General features: G+C 59.0%; 16 protein-coding genes. 6 read left to right on the top strand and 10 right to left on the bottom strand.

Features of this window, described 5'->3' with window-relative positions:
* Positions 1–10: 10 nt before the first annotated feature.
* Genes MARHY_RS00255 through coxB form a run of 4 tightly spaced genes read right to left on the bottom strand, consistent with a single transcriptional unit; the run spans position 11 to position 4290 of the window.
* Positions 11–898, bottom strand: a complete 888-nt coding sequence (locus MARHY_RS00255; RefSeq protein ID WP_014420043.1) for a cytochrome c oxidase subunit 3 — start codon at positions 896–898, stop codon at positions 11–13.
* 16 nt (positions 899–914) lie between these two features.
* Positions 915–1511, bottom strand: coding sequence for a cytochrome c oxidase assembly protein (locus tag MARHY_RS00250; RefSeq protein ID WP_041654405.1), 597 nt, complete (start codon positions 1509–1511; stop codon positions 915–917).
* Between the two features lie 13 nt (positions 1512–1524).
* Complete coding sequence (ctaD, locus tag MARHY_RS00245; RefSeq protein WP_014420041.1) at positions 1525–3108, bottom strand: cytochrome c oxidase subunit I; 1584 nt, start codon at positions 3106–3108, stop codon at positions 1525–1527.
* Between the two features lie 57 nt (positions 3109–3165).
* The gene (gene coxB, locus MARHY_RS00240) at positions 3166–4290 is read right to left on the bottom strand and encodes a cytochrome c oxidase subunit II (RefSeq protein ID WP_014420040.1); all 1125 of its coding nucleotides are present in this window, start codon (positions 4288–4290) and stop codon (positions 3166–3168) included.
* Positions 4291–4478: 188 nt separating this feature from the next.
* Here coxB and MARHY_RS00235 point away from each other — a divergent pair, with 188 nt between their 5' ends.
* The 3 genes from MARHY_RS00235 (at position 4479) to MARHY_RS00225 (ending at position 7131) form a co-directional block, all read left to right on the top strand.
* Positions 4479–5825, top strand: coding sequence for an MATE family efflux transporter (locus tag MARHY_RS00235; RefSeq protein WP_014420038.1), 1347 nt, complete (start codon positions 4479–4481; stop codon positions 5823–5825).
* Between the two features lie 191 nt (positions 5826–6016).
* Complete coding sequence (locus MARHY_RS00230; protein ID WP_031211724.1) at positions 6017–6664, top strand: hypothetical protein; 648 nt, start codon at positions 6017–6019, stop codon at positions 6662–6664.
* 80 nt (positions 6665–6744) lie between these two features.
* Positions 6745–7131, top strand: coding sequence for a DoxX family protein (locus MARHY_RS00225; RefSeq protein ID WP_014420036.1), 387 nt, complete (start codon positions 6745–6747; stop codon positions 7129–7131).
* Between the two features lie 2 nt (positions 7132–7133).
* Here MARHY_RS00225 and MARHY_RS00220 read toward each other — a convergent pair whose 3' ends face one another.
* Positions 7134–8930: a sensor domain-containing diguanylate cyclase gene (locus MARHY_RS00220; protein ID WP_226374368.1), complete on the bottom strand. Its 1797-nt coding sequence runs from the start codon at positions 8928–8930 to the stop codon at positions 7134–7136.
* A 160-nt stretch (positions 8931–9090) separates the two neighbouring features.
* Between MARHY_RS00220 and MARHY_RS00215 the strand changes: the two genes are divergently transcribed.
* Both MARHY_RS00215 and MARHY_RS00210 read left to right on the top strand, forming a co-directional pair.
* Positions 9091–9321 carry a DUF1653 domain-containing protein gene (locus tag MARHY_RS00215; protein ID WP_011783637.1) on the top strand — a complete coding sequence of 77 codons (231 nt, stop codon included), beginning with the start codon at positions 9091–9093 and terminating at the stop codon, positions 9319–9321.
* Positions 9322–9435: 114 nt separating this feature from the next.
* Entirely contained in the window at positions 9436–10758 is a 1323-nt protein-coding gene (locus MARHY_RS00210; protein WP_023008112.1) for a Na+/H+ antiporter family protein, read from the top strand.
* A 58-nt stretch (positions 10759–10816) separates the two neighbouring features.
* Here the strand turns inward: MARHY_RS00210 and MARHY_RS00205 are convergent, their stop codons facing one another.
* Together MARHY_RS00205 and prlC are read right to left on the bottom strand one after the other, a co-directional pair.
* The gene (locus tag MARHY_RS00205; protein ID WP_011783635.1) at positions 10817–11068 is read right to left on the bottom strand and encodes a YheV family putative zinc ribbon protein; all 252 of its coding nucleotides are present in this window, start codon (positions 11066–11068) and stop codon (positions 10817–10819) included.
* Positions 11069–11124: 56 nt separating this feature from the next.
* The gene (gene prlC / locus MARHY_RS00200) at positions 11125–13170 is read right to left on the bottom strand and encodes an oligopeptidase A (RefSeq protein ID WP_014420032.1); all 2046 of its coding nucleotides are present in this window, start codon (positions 13168–13170) and stop codon (positions 11125–11127) included.
* A 201-nt stretch (positions 13171–13371) separates the two neighbouring features.
* On the opposite strand from prlC, the gene MARHY_RS00195 reads away from it, so the two are divergent.
* Positions 13372–13911, top strand: a complete 540-nt coding sequence (locus MARHY_RS00195) for a gamma carbonic anhydrase family protein (RefSeq protein ID WP_014420031.1) — start codon at positions 13372–13374, stop codon at positions 13909–13911.
* A 30-nt stretch (positions 13912–13941) separates the two neighbouring features.
* Here MARHY_RS00195 and MARHY_RS00190 read toward each other — a convergent pair whose 3' ends face one another.
* The 3 genes from MARHY_RS00190 to MARHY_RS00180 all read right to left on the bottom strand — a co-directional run bounded on the left by MARHY_RS00190 (position 13942) and on the right by MARHY_RS00180 (position 15994).
* Positions 13942–14259 carry a PA4642 family protein gene (locus MARHY_RS00190; RefSeq protein ID WP_014420030.1) on the bottom strand — a complete coding sequence of 106 codons (318 nt, stop codon included), beginning with the start codon at positions 14257–14259 and terminating at the stop codon, positions 13942–13944.
* Positions 14260–14383: 124 nt separating this feature from the next.
* Entirely contained in the window at positions 14384–15217 is an 834-nt protein-coding gene (locus MARHY_RS00185; protein ID WP_014420029.1) for a flagellar motor protein MotB, read from the bottom strand.
* 3 nt (positions 15218–15220) lie between these two features.
* Positions 15221–15994 carry a motility protein A gene (locus tag MARHY_RS00180; protein ID WP_014420028.1) on the bottom strand — a complete coding sequence of 258 codons (774 nt, stop codon included), beginning with the start codon at positions 15992–15994 and terminating at the stop codon, positions 15221–15223.
* Positions 15995–16019: the final 25 nt, after the last annotated feature.

Genomic DNA, 16019 nt, shown 5'->3' with positions numbered 1-16019 from the left:
TTCACCTGCCTCAGAGCACATACACGAACACAAACAGACCCAGCCAGACCACGTCCACAAAATGCCAGTACCAGGCTGCCGCTTCAAAGCCGAAATGATTGTCGGCGGTGAAATGGCCTTTGATGATCCGGATCAGCATGATGGCGAGCATCAACGTACCCAGCATCACGTGGGCCCCATGGAAACCCGTTAACATAAAGAACGTGCTGCCATAGATGCCGGACTGCAGGGTCAGGTCCAGGTCCTGATAGGCGTGCATGTACTCGTACCCCTGTACGAACATGAACACCACCGCCAACGCAATGGTGGCTCCCAGCCACAGCTTCACCTTGGCCCGGTGACCCGCTTTCAGGGCATGGTGGGCAATAGTCACGGTGAACGACGAGGTTACCAGCAGGATGGTGTTGATCAGCGGCAGGCCCCAGGGCCCGATCACTTCCTTCGGGCCCGGGTAGGCCTCAGGGTTAGGGTTGCTGACCAGAGGCCAACTGGCCTGAAAGCCTTCCCACAGCATGTTGCTACTGCCTTTATCACCCTCGCCCCCCAGCCAGGGCACCACGAACATCCGAACGTAGAAGAGCGCACCGAAGAAAGCCGCAAAAAACATGACTTCCGAGAAAATGAACCAGCTCATCCCCCAGCGGAAAGATCGGTCCATCTGGTCGCTGTATAGTCCGGCGCGGCTCTCGCGGATAACGCTGCCGAACCAGCCGAACAGCATGTACGCCATGATCAGGGCACCAATCCAGAACATGATCCAGGAACCGGTGGTGCTTTCACCCTGGTTGCCGTTCACCATGATGGCTGCCGCGCCATACAGGGTGACCCCCAGGCCAACGGTAGCGACAATGGGCCACTTGCTCTGTTCGGGAACGTAGTAGGTCTGGTGATCCGCCATAGCTGTCTCCGATGGCTTAGCCGTTATTGTTGGTTGTTTTTGCTGCCCCGGCGGCACCCGATACTTCGGCCTTCTGGCTCTGGTCGTAAAGGGTGTAGGACAGTGTCAGCTTGGTGATGTGTTCCGGCAGTTCCGGATCCACGATAAACACCAGAGGCATTTCTGTGCTTTCGCCGGCTTCCAGGGGCTGCTGGTTGAAACAGAAACACTCGGTCTTGTGGAAGTACAGGGTGCCCTCAGCCGGGGACAGGCTCGGAACTGCCTGTCCGACCATGGCCTGGTCGCTGCCATTTTCGGCGTAGTAATTGACGGTCACCGGCTCACCGGGATGCACCTTGATGCTGCGGGTCACCGGCCGGAATTCCCAGGACATACCCGGACCATTACTGGCCAGGAACTGGACCGTCACGGTGCGGTTGGCATCCACCTGGTTGGTGACCTGCGCTTCGTACCGGCCGCCGGTCTTGCCGTTGATACCGGTGATTTCGCAGAACACGTCGTACAGGGGCACCAGGGCAAAGCCGAAGGCAAACATACCGACCACGCCGGCCATGCACCAGGCAATCACCCGACCGTTGCTGCGTTTGCCGTGTTGCGGTTGTGGCTCTGCCATGGCGACCTCCCGGTTATTTCACTTCCGGCGGTGTCGAGAAAGTGTGATACGGCGCTGGTGAGGGAACCGTCCATTCCAGCCCTTCGGCACCATCCCAGGGTTTGGCGGTGGCCTTCTCGCCCCCTCGCACACACTTCACCACGATGAACAGGAACAGCAACTGACTGACGCCGAACATAAAGGCCCCGATGCTCGACACCATGTTGAAGTCAGCAAACTGCAGCGCGTAGTCCGGAATCCGCCGGGGCATGCCCGCCAGCCCCAGGAAGTGCATGGGGAAGAAAGCCAGGTTCATGCCGATGAACGACAGCCAGAAGTGGGTCTTGGCCAGGGTTTCGTCGTACATGTGGCCGGTCCACTTGGGCAGCCAGAAGTAGGCGGAAGCGAAGATGCCGAAGATGGCACCGGGCACCAGCACATAATGGAAATGCGCGACCACAAAGTAGGTATCGTGGTACTGGAAGTCCGCAGGCGCGATGGCCAGCATCAGACCGGAGAAACCACCGATAGTGAACAGAATGATAAAGGCCACGGCGAACAGCATGGGCGCCTCGAAACTCAGGGAGCCCCGGAACATGGTGGTGACCCAGTTGAACACCTTCACCCCGGTGGGCACGGCAATCAGCATGGTGGCGTACATGAAGAACAACTGCCCGGCCAGTGGAATACCCACGGTAAACATATGGTGCGCCCAGACCACGAACGACAACAGGGCAATGGCACCCACCGCATACACCATGGAGGCATAGCCAAACAGCGGCTTGCGGGAGAAGGCCGCAACAATGTGGGAAATGGCCCCGAACGCCGGCAGGATCATGATGTAAACCTCCGGATGCCCGAAGAACCAGAACACATGCTGGAACAGCACCGGATCGCCACCACCGGAGGCATCAAAGAAACTGGTCCCGAAGTTGATGTCCATCAGCATCATGGTCACCACGCCGGCCAGCACCGGCATGACCGCAATCAACAGGAACGCGGTGATCAGCCAGGTCCAGACAAACAGGGGCATTTTCATCAGGGTCATGCCCGGCGCCCGCATGTTCAGAATGGTGGCGATGACATTGATGGCGCCCATGATCGAGGACACCCCCATGATATGCACCGCGAAGATGAAGAACGTGGTGCTGGGTGGCCCATAGGTGGTGGAAAGCGGCGCATAGAAGGTCCAGCCGAAGTTGGGGGCGCCGCCCTGCATGAACAGGGTGGAGACCAGAATCAGGAAGGCGCAGGGCAGCAGCCAGAAACTCCAGTTATTCATGCGCGGCAGTGCCATGTCGGGAGCGCCGATCATCAAGGGCAGCATCCAGTTGGCTAATCCGACAAAGGCCGGCATGACCGCCCCGAACACCATGATCAGACCGTGCATGGTGGTCATCTGGTTAAAGAACTCCGGCTGCACAATCTGCAGGCCGGGCTGGAACAGTTCGGCCCGGATGACCATGGCCATGCTGCCGCCGAGCAGGAACATGGCAAAACTGAACATCAGGTACATGGACCCGATGTCTTTATGGTTTGTGGTCAGCAGCCAGCGGCTGATGCCTTTGGCCGGGCCGTGGTGATGTTCCTGGCTGTGGGTATCTGCAACCGCACTCATGAAAACCCCCGTTACCGCCTTCTGATGTGGCTGGTGATTGTTGTTATCTGGCGTTGATTACTGCTGGTTCTTGTAATCAAAAATTTCCTTGGGCGTGACCATATCGCCGGTGTTGTTACCCCAGGCATTACGCTCATAGGTAATCACCGCGGCCAGGTCCACTTCGCTCAGTTGGTTGCCGAACGCCTGCATCGCCGTCCCGGACTTGCCGTTCACCACAATGTCGATGTGAGCCGTCATATCCCCGGTCGCAATCGGGCTACCCTTGAGCGCGGGGAACGCCGGGGGGGCCCCGCTGCCATCCGCCTGGTGGCAGGCCGCACAGGCTGTGGCGTAGGCCTTCTCACCACGCTCCATCAGTTCTTCCAGAGTCCAGTCTTTCTGGGTCAGCTGGCGCTCTTTCTCGGCTGCCTCGCGCTGCTCCGCCACCCAGGCGTTGTATTCCTCTTCCGGCACCGCCTCAACCACCACCGGCATGAAGCCGTGGTCCTTGCCACACAGCTCGGTGCACTGGCCACGGTAAATGCCCGGCTCATCCACCCGAGTCCAGGTTTCATTGATAAATCCGGGGATGGCATCTTTCTTCACACCAAACTCCGGCACCCACCAGGAGTGGATTACATCATTGGCGGTCAACAGAAAACGCACTTTCTTGCCGACTGGAATCACCAGCGGGTTGTCCACTTCCAGGAGGTAGTTTTCACCCTTGGCCTGGCGGTTCTCGATCTGGTCCCGGGGTGTGGACAGGCTGGAGAAATAACCGAAATCTTCATTGATGTACTCATACTGCCAGCGCCACTGATAGCCGGTAATCTTGATATCCACTTCGGATTCGGTGGTGTCGTACATCTCCACCAGCGTTGCCGTGGCGGGAATGGCCATGGCCACGAGAATGGCAAAGGGAATAATGGTCCAGAGAATTTCGACCACCGTGTTCTCATGGAAATTGGCAGGTTTGGCGCCCTGGGATTTGCGATGGGCGAAAATGGACCAGAACATGACCCCGAACACCACCACACCGATGGCGACGCAGATCCAGAGAATGGTCATGTGAAGGCTGAAAATCTGATTACTGGTGCCGGTTACACCGGGCGTCATGTTCATGGTCCAGTCGGCCACGACCACAGCCGGTGACAACAGACCAGCGGCTAGGGCTACTGCCCGCTTGGCATGCACGCGCATACTGTGTCTCCACAGAGTGTTATTCTTGTCGGATTTTGCGTCATCCCTCCGAAATTTACCGATGGCACTCGCAACCGTCGGAAATCCCCGAGTGAAAGCCTGCTTATGGATACATCAAAATTGAGTATAGACACAGATCAAAAAAAGACTAAAAAATCCTTAAATCCAAATAAGATAAGTGCAGAGTTTTGAGAAGCATAAAGAATAAGCAGCGTGCGCCCGGCATCATTGACCGACGCCTGTGGGCACTGGCCTGGCCACTGATGCTGACCAATCTCACCGTGCCCCTGCTGGGCCTGGTGGACACCGCCGTGCTCGGCCATCTGCACAGTCCGGAATACCTGGGCGCGGTTGCCGTGGGCGCCAACCTGTTCAGCATCCTGTACTGGACTTTCGGTTTCATGCGCATGGGCACCACCGGACTGGCGGCGCAGGCCTGGGGCAAACGGGATGCCTTTGCTCAGGTCGCGCTGCTATTACGCTCAATCCTGCTGGCCATCGGCATCGGGCTGTTACTGATCCTGTTTCACCAACCGTTGATCCGAATCGGTCTGAAGCTGATGAATCCCAGCCCTGAGGTGGCCGCTCTGGCCGCAGAATACGCGGCTATCCGGATCTGGAGTGCGCCAGCGGTGCTGTGCCAGTACACCCTGGTGGGCTGGCTGATCGGTACCCAGTTCCCCCGCGGCCCCATGGTGATGCTGATCATCGCCAACGGCATCAACATTGTGCTGGACGTGTTCTTCGTTACGGTACTGGGCTGGAACAGCCGGGGCGTGGCCATGGCCACCGTGATGGCGGAATACGGTGCTGCCCTGATCGGGTTTGCCATCGTGCTTCGGAGGATGCCCGAAGGCCAGCGACTGACCCGCGCGCTGTTCGGACAGTTGGCAGACTACCTGACCATTCTGCAGGTGAACCGTTACATCATGGTTCGCACCATTGCCCTGCTGCTGGTACTGGCGTTTTTCACCGCTCAGGGTGCCCGGCAGGGGGATATCATCCTGGCCGCCAACGCCGTGCTGATCACCTTTTTGCTGGTGATTTCCAATGCCCTGGACGGATTCGCCAATGCTGCCGAAGCTTTGGTGGGTGAGGCCATTGGCCAGAACAGCCGGCGCCGGTTCCGCATGGTCTTCCTGAGCGCCCTGCGCTGGTCGATCTGGGGTGCGTTGCTGCTGACCGTTGCGTTCGTGCTCGGCGGCCGCTGGCTAATCAGCCTGCTGACCGGTCTGGAGGAGGTGCGAACTACCGCCTGGCAATACCTGCCCTGGCTCTGGCTGCTGCCATTTGCCTCGGTCTGGGGTTTTCTGCTTGACGGTGTGTTCATCGGCGCCACCCGCACCCGGGAAATGCAGAACACCATGCTGTTTTCAGCGCTGGCTGTGTTTCTGCCGGTCTGGTGGCTGACCACCGGGTGGGGCAACCACGGACTCTGGTTTGCGCTCATTACGCTGATGCTGGCGCGAGCCGGAAGCATGGGCTGGTTGTGCTGGCGCTATACCCGCGAGGACCGGTGGTTTGATGCCCGCTGAAGCCTGCTATACACACCGTAACCGTTAAATTTGCCAGTACAGGCAGCAAGGCAACAAATCTTGGCTACACTAGTCAGAAACGGCAGGCATGTTGCGGTAGCCAGCCCCTGCTTTCCTGCCTCCGGTTACTCCTTGATAGAACGGGAGGCGCCTTGCGACCTCAAATTGTTCAGACTTCGGCATCTCCTGAAATGACACCACAGGCCGTCCTTGAAATCATCGATCAGGCAAGGCGCCAGGAAGCACGATCCGGCGCCTTCTTACGCCAGATGAAAGAGAAAGCTGCCCGGCTGCCGGGTTCGGTGGTGGTGGATGGCTATCAACCGGCAACGTCCCTGTTCCAGTTCGCGGTGGAATACATTGAAATGGCGCCCAGGCTGGTGGAATGTGTTGACGCCTGTGCCCGGGAAGCCGGCATAACCGAACTGTTCCAACCCTTCATTGATGCCGCTACCCGCTACTTCACCCAGCCCTCGGTACTGCTGGTGCGCTACGATGGCCTGGACGGGCTGCTCATACGCGCCTACCTGTGCCACCGGTTGATGGAAGAAATGCACGATAACAACCGCTCTACCCGCGCCAGCGAACTGATTGACCTGGAAGCCACCCGGGCCAACCTGTTGGTGCACGAGCTCATTGGTGAACCCTTCGCCAATGAGCTGGACGATGCCATTACCGTTACCGTACTCCAGATTGCCGGCACCCCGGATTATTACGACCTGGACCTGGAACCCTTCATCGACCAGGTCAATAACCAGGCCTGGGACTGGATGCGACAGTACTGGGAAAACCTGCTGGAGCGGAACCACATCCGCTTCGCCCTCGGGCCGTCGTGCTGAGTTTAATAACAACACGTCACTGAATTGCCTCCGGAAAAACAGTATTCTTGCCCTCCCGAACAACACTGAGGAGGCCAAACGTGCTGGATAATGCCGATCTGGGAAAACTGATTGTACGGCTGACACTGGGCGGGTTACTGCTGTTCCACGGCATCGCCAAACTGCTCAATGGCATTGGCTTTATCGAAGGCCAGCTGGCCAGCCATGGCCTGCCCACGATCCTGGCCTACGGCGTCTATATCGGGGAAGTGATTGCACCGCTGATGGTGATTCTCGGATACCAGACCCGGATTGGCGCCCTGATCATTGTCTTCAACATGATCGTCGCCATCGCCCTGGTGCATGGCCATCAGCTGTTGACCCTGAGCAGCAATGGCGGCTGGGCGCTGGAACTTCAGGGCTTCTTCCTGTTCACCGCACTGGCGCTGATTTTCCTGGGGCCGGGTCGGTACAAGCTCAAGAACTGAGGTCATCCGGTGGTGGGAGCAACCGCTTTCGGGTACCAGACCACCACCCGATTGCGCCCATCAGACTTGGCGGCATAGAGCGCCTCATCGGCGCGGCGAATCAGTTCCTGACAATCGGATTGCCGGTTGGGGGTCAATGTCGCCACACCGAGACTGATAGTCAGGCTGACCGGCGACATGTGCTCGCCGCTGTTGACCGGCGTTCGGGCGACCGACAGCCGCATCCGTTCCGCCACTTGCTGCGCGCCGGCCACATCTGTGGTAGGCAGCAGAATGGCGAACTCCTCACCGCCGTAACGAGCCACCAGGTCCCCAGAGCGCTGGACTTCATCGGACAGAATCGAGGCCAGCGCCACCAGGCAATCGTCCCCCACCAGATGACCGAAGCGGTCGTTCACCTGCTTGAAGTGGTCAATATCCAGCAGAATCAGGCTCAGTTCATGCTCGTGACGCAACGCCCGGTTCCACTCGGTTTCCAGTTTCTCATCAAACCGGCGCCGGTTGGCGACGTGAGTCAGGCCGTCGGTCAGGCTGATGGCCCGTAACTGCTCGTTTGCCTGCTCCAGTTCCTCGGTACGTTCCCGAACCCGGGATTCCAGGGTCAGGTTGGCCTGGCGCTGAACGTCCAGGGCATGCTCCTGGGCCTGTTGCCGGCGCCGGCGCTCCATGTTGATCCGGTAGGCCAGGGCAAACGACAGCAGAATCACCTCAACCGCCACCCCGGCCTGGGGCGCCAGCTCGGTAAACGGACTGCGCGGAATCCAGCCCAGCTTGCTGACCGCCAGCACCAGATGCCCCAGCAGCAAGGGCGTCCAGGCAAGTACATAAAAGCCGCCCAGGATCTGGCCCCTGCGCCAGACATTGATACCAATCAGCCAGGCCACCGGGGTCGCGAACGCAGCCAGGCTGCTTATCCAGATAATACCCACCTGGTAAGAGCCAACGAAACCGTAGATCAGACCCAACAGATTGACCGCCAGTAGTGTCTGGAGGACCCGATAACCCCAGCGCGAGTAACTCTTGACCAACAGGAATTTCATGGTAAAAACGATGGCCGCAATCAGCGCGGCACTGACCACCGGCACAGTGAAGTAACGGTTGATCCACGGCACGTCTGGCCAGAACCACTGGAACAGCAGGCCATTGAAGTTGAGCTGCACAGCACCGGAACAGACAACCGTCAGCACATACCAGAGGTAGGTCTGGTGGCGGACAATCAGGAACAGAAACAGGTTATACAGGGCCAGGGCGACCACGATCCCCAGGAACATGGTCTGCCAGCCATAGGAAATCTGTTCGTTAGCAAGAAATTCGGCGGACGGTGTGACCGCGACGGGAACCTGAACGGAGCCCTGGGTCTGCACACGAATCCAGGCGGTGACCGGCTCGGTATTGGACGGCACCAGAAAGACGAAATTGCGGTGCACAATTGGCCGGCTGTCGAACGGCCGGGTATCCCCGGTGTGATGGGATTCGATAATCCGGCCATCCAGTTCCCAATACACCGACACTTCATCGAGCAGGGGATAACCCACTTCCAGAACCCGGTTGGCGGGTTGCGCCGGTACCCGTACCTGCAACCAGAATTCGTCGTCACTGAATCCCCGGTTCAGGGTCTGGCCGGCGGGAACCGTCTGCCACTGGTCAGGGCCGATGGCGCGGACCGCCTCGACATCCCTGGCCCCCTGAGGTACCGACAACCATTGGAAGGATACCGGCTCGGCATGGGCAGCAGTGAAGGCCAAGCACAGCAGCAAGGTAAGGAATATGCCTGTTCTGCGGGAAATGCGCCCGTTCATTCTTGTCTGTAATTTCCGGCCCGAGGTGCTTGAACTACACTGTTGTGTTCTGATGGGAAACACCATAACCAACCGTGCTTCACAAACAGTGTAGACGGATATCCCGCTCAAGTCCGACGAAATTAAGGGGTAAAGCCCCGCTACCACCAGAGAGGAAGACATGCCCGAACGCAGACACACGGTTCAGCCCGGCCGCTACCGGCACTACAAAGGCAAGGACTACGACGTGATCGGCGTGGCCCGCCACAGCGAAACCGAAGAGCCGCTGGTGGTCTATCGCTGCCTGTACGGCGACCATAGTCTATGGGTTCGCCCGCTCCCCATGTTTCTGGAAACCGTCGATGTGGCCGGCGAACAGGTTCCCCGTTTCATGCGGGTTGAGGACGAGTAACGGTTACACAACCGTTTTGACTGCGGCGGCCATTTCCTGCACATTAGCGCACTTTTCGTGCGGCCGGCGCCCAAAAGGTGCCGGTATTCCCTAGATTCCTATCCGGAGTTTGCCATGAATGCCGTAGTTGCCGCGGTACTGATCATGCTCGTACTGAGCCTGTGCCGCATTCACGTTGTTGTTGCCCTGATCATCGGCGCCATATCCGGTGGCCTGGTGGCAGGCATGTCCCTTGAAGATACCATCAATGCCTTCAATACCGGCCTGGGCGGTGGTGCCACCGTGGCCTTGTCCTATGCCACCCTGGGTGCATTTGCCGTCGCCATCGGAAAATCGGGGCTGGCCCACGCCCTGGCCGACAAGGCCCTGGCCATGGTGGGCCGGCAGGATGAAGGTGGCGCTGCCACCGGCATCCGGTTCATGATCATCGGCCTGCTGCTGGCCATTGCCGTGTCATCCCAGAATATCCTGCCGATTCACATCGCTTTCATCCCGCTGGTGGTGCCACCACTGCTGTATGTGATGGCGAAACTGCACATGGATCGCCGGCTGGTGGCCTGCGTGCTGACCTTCGGCCTGATCACGCCCTACATGTTCCTGCCGGTAGGCTTCGGCGGCATCTATCTGAACGAAATCCTGCTGGCCAACGTGGCCGACAACGGCGTTGATGCCAGCAACCTGAACGTCATGTCTGCCATGGCGCTGCCGGCCCTGGGCATGCTCCTTGGCCTGCTGGTTGCGGTCTTCTTCAGCTACCGGGGCGGTCGCGGCTATGACCTCAAGCGTATCGAACAGACCGAGCGTGTGGATGTGAAATACAGCCCCAGAACGCTGGTGATGGCGCTGGTCGCCATTGCCGTAGCGTTCGTGGTGCAACTCTGGCTGGGCTCCATGATCCTGGGCGCCCTGGCCGGCTTCGTGCTGTTCAATGTCTCTGGCGTGGTGAAATGGAAAGAAGCCGACGACCTGTTCACCGAAGGCATGAAAATGCTGGCCATGATCGGCTTCATCATGATTGCCGCCAACGGCTTTGCGGAAGTGATGCGGGAAACCGGCGAAATCGCCACTCTGGTAGAAGGTTCGGTCGCCGCCATAGGCGAGAACAAGGCGCTGGCAGCATTGCTGATGCTGGTGGTGGGCCTGTTGATCACCATGGGCATCGGGTCATCATTCTCCACCATCCCCATTATCGCAGCGCTGTATGTGCCACTGGCCCTGCAACTAGGCTTCAGCCCCCTGGCCATCGTAGCCCTGGTGGGCACGGCGGGTGCTCTGGGCGATGCCGGCTCTCCGGCATCAGACTCCACCCTCGGCCCCACCGCTGGACTGAATGTGGATGGCCAGCACAACCACATCTGGGACACTGTGGTGCCCACGTTCCTGCACTACAACCTGCCACTGCTGGCCTTCGGCTGGCTGGCCGCCATGGTGCTCTGAGGCACCGGCGACGCCCTCGGTTTGCCACCGGCCGAAGACGGCCAGGCAAGCCGGGGGATCAGTCTTCTGAACCGGACTTGAAGAACACTACCTGTTTTACCGTGTGATCGTCCTTGTTGTCGCGCTTGTTCACCCGGGTCTCGATCTCCGGTGCCGCCGGCTGCTCCTGATCGGACATGGCATCGGTAAACCCACATGCCACACATTCGCGCACCTGCTCACCGTGGTCATCGGTAAACATCATGATCTTGTCCATCTCCGCACAACGGGGACAGACAGCACCGGCGATAAAGCGTTTCGGACTCGCCATAATTCAACTCCAGATAAGTCACCCGATGGCCAGTACGACCACCGAGCGTGTTTGTATCAGGCCGCTTCGTCCGCAATGCCGGTCTGCTTCAGTAAAGCATCCACCTCGGGCTCCCGGCCCCGGAAGGCCTTGAACAGCTCCATGGGCTCCTGCGAGCCGCCTTTCTCCAGAATGTTGTGCAGGAAGGCCTTGCCGGTTTCCGGATCAAAAATACCATTCTCCTCAAACAGCGAGAACGCATCGGCCGCCAGCACTTCCGCCCACTTGTAGCTGTAATAGCCCGCCGCGTAGCCCCCGGCGAAAATGTGGGAGAAAGCATTCGGAAAACGATTGAACTCCGGCGCCTGAACCACGGCAATCTCTTCCCGCACTGTCCGGTGCATGTCGAGCGGATTGGTCGGCGCCTGCTCGCTGAATTCCGCATGCAAACGGAAATCGAACAGCGAGAACTCCAGCTGCCGCACCATGGCCATACCGGACTGGAAGTTCTTGGCCGCCAGCAGTTTCTGCAGCAGATCTTCCGGCAGCGGTTCTCCGGTTTCATGGTGACTGGCAATCAGCGCCAGCGACTCCGGATTCCAGCACCAGTTCTCCAGGAACTGGCTGGGCAATTCCACCGCATCCCAGGCCACACCGTTAATACCCGACACATCCATCACCTCCACCTGGGTCAGCATGTGATGCAGGCCATGGCCGAATTCGTGGAACAGGGTGGTGACTTCGTCGTGAGTCAGCAGCGACGGCTTGCCGTCCACCGGCGGCGTGAAGTTGCAGGTCAGGAACGCTACTGGCAACTGCAACCGGCCGCGCAGATCGCGCCAGCGCACCCGGCAGTCCGCCATCCAGGCACCACCACGTTTGCCCTGGCGGGCATAGAGGTCCAGGTAGAACCAGGCAATCGGCTCGCCGTGGCGACTGATGCAGTAGGCCTGGGCATCTGCGTGCCAGGTTTCCACCTCCGGATGGGCTTCGATCTGAACATCAAACAGCTTCTCTGCCACCCGGAACAGGCCCGGTACCACCTTGTCCACCGGGAACCAGGGGCGCAGGGTTTCCGGGGAAATGTCGTAACGCTTCTGGCGCAGCTTCTCGCTGTAATAGCCGACGTCCCAGGCCTGAAGATCCTCGACGCCGTATTCGTCTTTCACGAACGCCTTCAGCTCGGCGAACTCTTTCTCCGCCTGGGGCTTGGATTTGGCCGCCAACTGATTCAGGAACTCCATCACCTCATCGACACTGCGGGCCATCTTGGTGGCCAGCGAACGCTCGGCGTAGTTGTCGAATCCGAGCAACTGGGCGAGGGCATGGCGACGCTTGAGAATCTCAGCCATCACCGGGGTATTGTCCCACTTAGCCGCATCCGGGCCCTGATCCGAGGCCCGGGTCACAAACGCCTCGTACACTTCCCGGCGCAGGCTGCGGTTGTCGCCGTAGGTCATCACCGGATAGAAACTGGGGAAATCCAGGGTAATCACATAACCATCCAGCTCCTTCTGCCGGGCCGCCTGCCTGGCGCCTTCAATGGCCGTTTCCGGCAGACCGGACAGCTCGTCCACATCGGTGATGTGTTTGTACCAGTGCTGAGTGGCGTCCAGCACGTTATCGCTGAACTTGTTGGACAGTTCCGCCAGCTCCCGGGACAGTTCCGCGTAACGCTTTTTCTTGTCCTCGGGCAGATCCACACCACCGAGCCGGAAATCCCGCAGGATGTTGTCGATGGACTTGCGCTGGGATTCGCTCAGATTGTGGAAATCATCGCGGGCGGCCAGTTTTTTATAGGCCTCACACAAGGCACTGTTCTGGCTGACTTCCGTGCTGTATTCGGTCAGTTTTTCCAGGCAGTTCTTGTACACTTTGCGCAGGTCATCGTTGTTCATGACACCGTTCAGGTGGGAGATCACCGACCAGGCATTGCTTAGCTTGTTTTCCAGCTCCTGCATGGGCTGAGCCAGAGTTTCCCAACTGGGATCCTCCTGCTGGGCCAGCGTCTGGATCTTCATCCGGTTCTCGCTGAGAATCTGGTCTATGGCCGTTTCCATGTGCTCGGTACGGATATGGCCGAACTTCGGCAACAGATCGTCAGTCAGTAGCGGGTTATTCATAGGTCCCCTTCTCAGCTGTTCGTTTATGAGATAGCTTGCACCAACTTACGGGGTGCCGGTGGGGGATGGCTTTCAGAAACTGTGTGGAGCCAGGGATGGCGGAACTCAAGCGTCACAGGGATGTGCCGAAGGAGCGTGTTTCTGAAAGCCATCCCCCACCGGCACCTTGCACCGCACTTGGACAGCATTGAGGTATATGTAATGGCGAATGTACGAACTCACAAGGGTATCACACCACAATTTGGCGAACGCACCTGGGTAGACGACAGCGCCGTGGTCATCGGAGATGTACAAATGGGGGAGGATTGCTCGGTCTGGCCCATGACCGTAATCCGAGGCGACATGCACAAGATCCGCATCGGCGACCGTTGCAGCATCCAGGACGGCTCGGTGCTGCACATCACCCACGCCAGCGACTACAACCCCGGCGGCTGGCCGCTGATCCTGGGCGACGACGTGACCGTTGGCCACAAAGCCCTGCTGCATGGCTGCACCATTGGCAGCCGGGTTCTGGTCGGCATGGGCTGTACCGTAATGGACGGCGCCGTGGTGGAAGACGAAGTCATTATCGGCGCCGGCACCCTGGTACCGCCAGGCAAACGCCTGGAATCCGGCTACCTGTACGTGGGCTCCCCGTGCAAGCAGGCCCGGGCCCTGAGCGACAAGGAAAAAACGTTCTTCAAATACACTGCCGCCAACTACGTCAAACTGAAAGACGAATACCTGAATCCCTCAGAATAAAAAGCAGCGGCAAGGCAGCCTTGCCGGGAATCAGTTCCCGGCCGCTGCTTTTTTTTGTGCGCCGGCGTTTTCCAGGACGCGGGCATACTCTGCACTACGCCGGTGGCGGGCGACCCGATCCAGAATGGTTGCTCCGTGTTCGTCTTCAGCATTCAGGTCACGACCGGCTTCAACAAAAAAGCTGATAAAGCGCTCGAAGTCTTCGGCCCGCATAGATTCATAAGCCCGACTCAGCACGAAATAATCGGCATTGATGCTTCGGTCCCAGGGGGTCAGGTCGAGATAGCTCTTTACCCGCTCGTCACTCCATTCCTCACCAATGACTTTCGGTTTGTCCGGTCCGCTCATGCTGGCATCTCCTGCTGTGTGCAATTCAGGGCGCACAGTATAAGGCTTTGAATGGGCAGAGGTTATATGAATCCACTATGAGTATCTGCGCTGCGAGCATAAGGAGAGCGGAGATACCGGCGGCTCAGGGCAGGATTTCCACCGGCAGGTCTGCGGTGGGCACTTCATCACTGCATTCGGGGTTACGGATGGCGATTTCCACCCGGCGATTGATAGCGCGGTTTTCCGGGCTGGTGTTGGGGGCCAGTGGCCGGGTCTCGGCACGGCCCGCGGCAACGACCCGCTCGGCGGGGATATCCCGGTTGAGTACCAGTTCATGCACCACCGAGACCGCCCGGGCAGCAGACAGGTCCCAGTTTGAGCGGTACTGACTGCTGGAAATCGGTCGATCGTCGGAATGCCCGGAAACCACCACATCCCCGCTACAGGCGGACAGGACGCTCACCACACGCTCGATGATCGGGATCATTTCCGGCTTGATGGTGGCGTCGCCAGAGCGGAAGGTCGCTTCCTCCGAGAACCGGATAACCACCTGATCCTCGTCGTAGTTCACATGCAGGGTTTCGGAAGCCACTTCCTCTTCCAGTTCCCGAACCAGACGCCCGGCCAGGTCCAGCACACCGCCGGGTATCTGCCGGGTTTCCGAGCGCTCGGTACGCTCATCAATAAACTCAGGTTGTTGTTGCAACGACTCCGACGGTTCGGGCAGCGAGACGGTATCCGATTCAACCAGGGTAATAGGGGAGCCACCCACGTCCTCCGCCACCACGTTGCTGGAGCCAAAGGCCAGCGACATGGAGTTGGCCATGGCCCGGTACTTTTCCACATCCATTTCGGCGAAGGACAGCAGCAGAATAAAAAACGTCAGCAGCAATGTGGCCAGATCGGCAAACGTCACGATCCAGTCCGGGGTGCCTTTCTTGCCCCGGTTCTTTTTCAGTGGCCGTGCCGGTTGCAAACCTCAGGCCTCCCGCTCGGGTTCGAGGTTGGTGCGGTGTTCCGGAGACACGTAGGAAGACAGCAGTTCGGTCATAACCCTGGGGTTTTCACCGCGCATGATGCTCTTGATGGAAGTAATGATCAGCATCTGGTTACGGGCATCGTCTTCCGCCTTCAGCTGCAACTTGTCGGCCAGGGGTAACGCCATCAGCTGGGCAATGAATGCGCCGTACAGGGTGGTGAGCAGAGCAATGGCCATGGCCGGACCAATAGAGGAAGGATCATCAAGGGTATTGAGCATTTGCACCAGCCCCACCAGGGTACCGAGCATGCCGATGGCCGGTGCCGATTCGCCAATGCCGCGGAACACCCGTTCCGCCACTTCGTAGCGTTCGGCGGTCTGCTGGCTATCCTGCAACAGGGCCTCTTCCACCAGTTCCGGCGGGTGGCCATCGACACAGAGGTTGATGGCTTTCTGCAGGAACTCGTCCTTGGTGTCATGGTTCTCCAGACCCAGAATGCCCTCCTTGCGAACCACCCGGGCCAGCACGCCCACTTCCCGAATCAGTTCCGCCGGGCGCGCCAACCGGTCCGTAAAGGCTGCGCGGAAAGCCAGTCGGAAAGCACTCAGCACGGAGGGCATCCGGAATTTGATCAGGGTTACGGCAAACGTACCCCCGAGTACGATGGCCAGGCCAGGCAGGTTCAGAAAGGTAAGTACGGTTGCATTCGCCAACATGGCGAGCAACACAATCAGGGTTCCGGCTAGCAACCCGACAAGCGTAAGAATATCCATAACTGACCCTTATCGACGGCTCGGC

The sequence above is a fragment of the Marinobacter nauticus ATCC 49840 genome (assembly GCF_000284615.1).
GTDB lineage: Bacteria > Pseudomonadota > Gammaproteobacteria > Pseudomonadales > Oleiphilaceae > Marinobacter > Marinobacter nauticus.
This window is presented reverse-complemented; position numbering and strand designations above follow the sequence as displayed.

Bases quoted from the DNA above. Each gene is read 5' to 3' on its own strand.
- MARHY_RS00255 (WP_014420043.1), bottom strand. From the start codon at position 898: ATGGCGGATCACCAGACCTACTACGTTCCCGAACAGAGCAAGTGGCCC.
- MARHY_RS00250 (WP_041654405.1), bottom strand. From the start codon at position 1,511: ATGGCAGAGCCACAACCGCAACACGGCAAACGCAGCAACGGTCGGGTG.
- ctaD (WP_014420041.1), bottom strand. From the start codon at position 3,108: ATGAGTGCGGTTGCAGATACCCACAGCCAGGAACATCACCACGGCCCG.
- coxB (WP_014420040.1), bottom strand. From the start codon at position 4,290: ATGCGCGTGCATGCCAAGCGGGCAGTAGCCCTAGCCGCTGGTCTGTTG.
- MARHY_RS00230 (WP_031211724.1), top strand. From the start codon at position 6,017: ATGACACCACAGGCCGTCCTTGAAATCATCGATCAGGCAAGGCGCCAG.
- MARHY_RS00220 (WP_226374368.1), bottom strand. From the start codon at position 8,930: ATGAACGGGCGCATTTCCCGCAGAACAGGCATATTCCTTACCTTGCTG.
- MARHY_RS00215 (WP_011783637.1), top strand. From the start codon at position 9,091: ATGCCCGAACGCAGACACACGGTTCAGCCCGGCCGCTACCGGCACTAC.
- MARHY_RS00210 (WP_023008112.1), top strand. From the start codon at position 9,436: ATGAATGCCGTAGTTGCCGCGGTACTGATCATGCTCGTACTGAGCCTG.
- MARHY_RS00205 (WP_011783635.1), bottom strand. From the start codon at position 11,068: ATGGCGAGTCCGAAACGCTTTATCGCCGGTGCTGTCTGTCCCCGTTGT.
- prlC (WP_014420032.1), bottom strand. From the start codon at position 13,170: ATGAATAACCCGCTACTGACTGACGATCTGTTGCCGAAGTTCGGCCAT.
- MARHY_RS00195 (WP_014420031.1), top strand. From the start codon at position 13,372: ATGGCGAATGTACGAACTCACAAGGGTATCACACCACAATTTGGCGAA.
- MARHY_RS00190 (WP_014420030.1), bottom strand. From the start codon at position 14,259: ATGAGCGGACCGGACAAACCGAAAGTCATTGGTGAGGAATGGAGTGAC.
- MARHY_RS00180 (WP_014420028.1), bottom strand. From the start codon at position 15,994: ATGGATATTCTTACGCTTGTCGGGTTGCTAGCCGGAACCCTGATTGTG.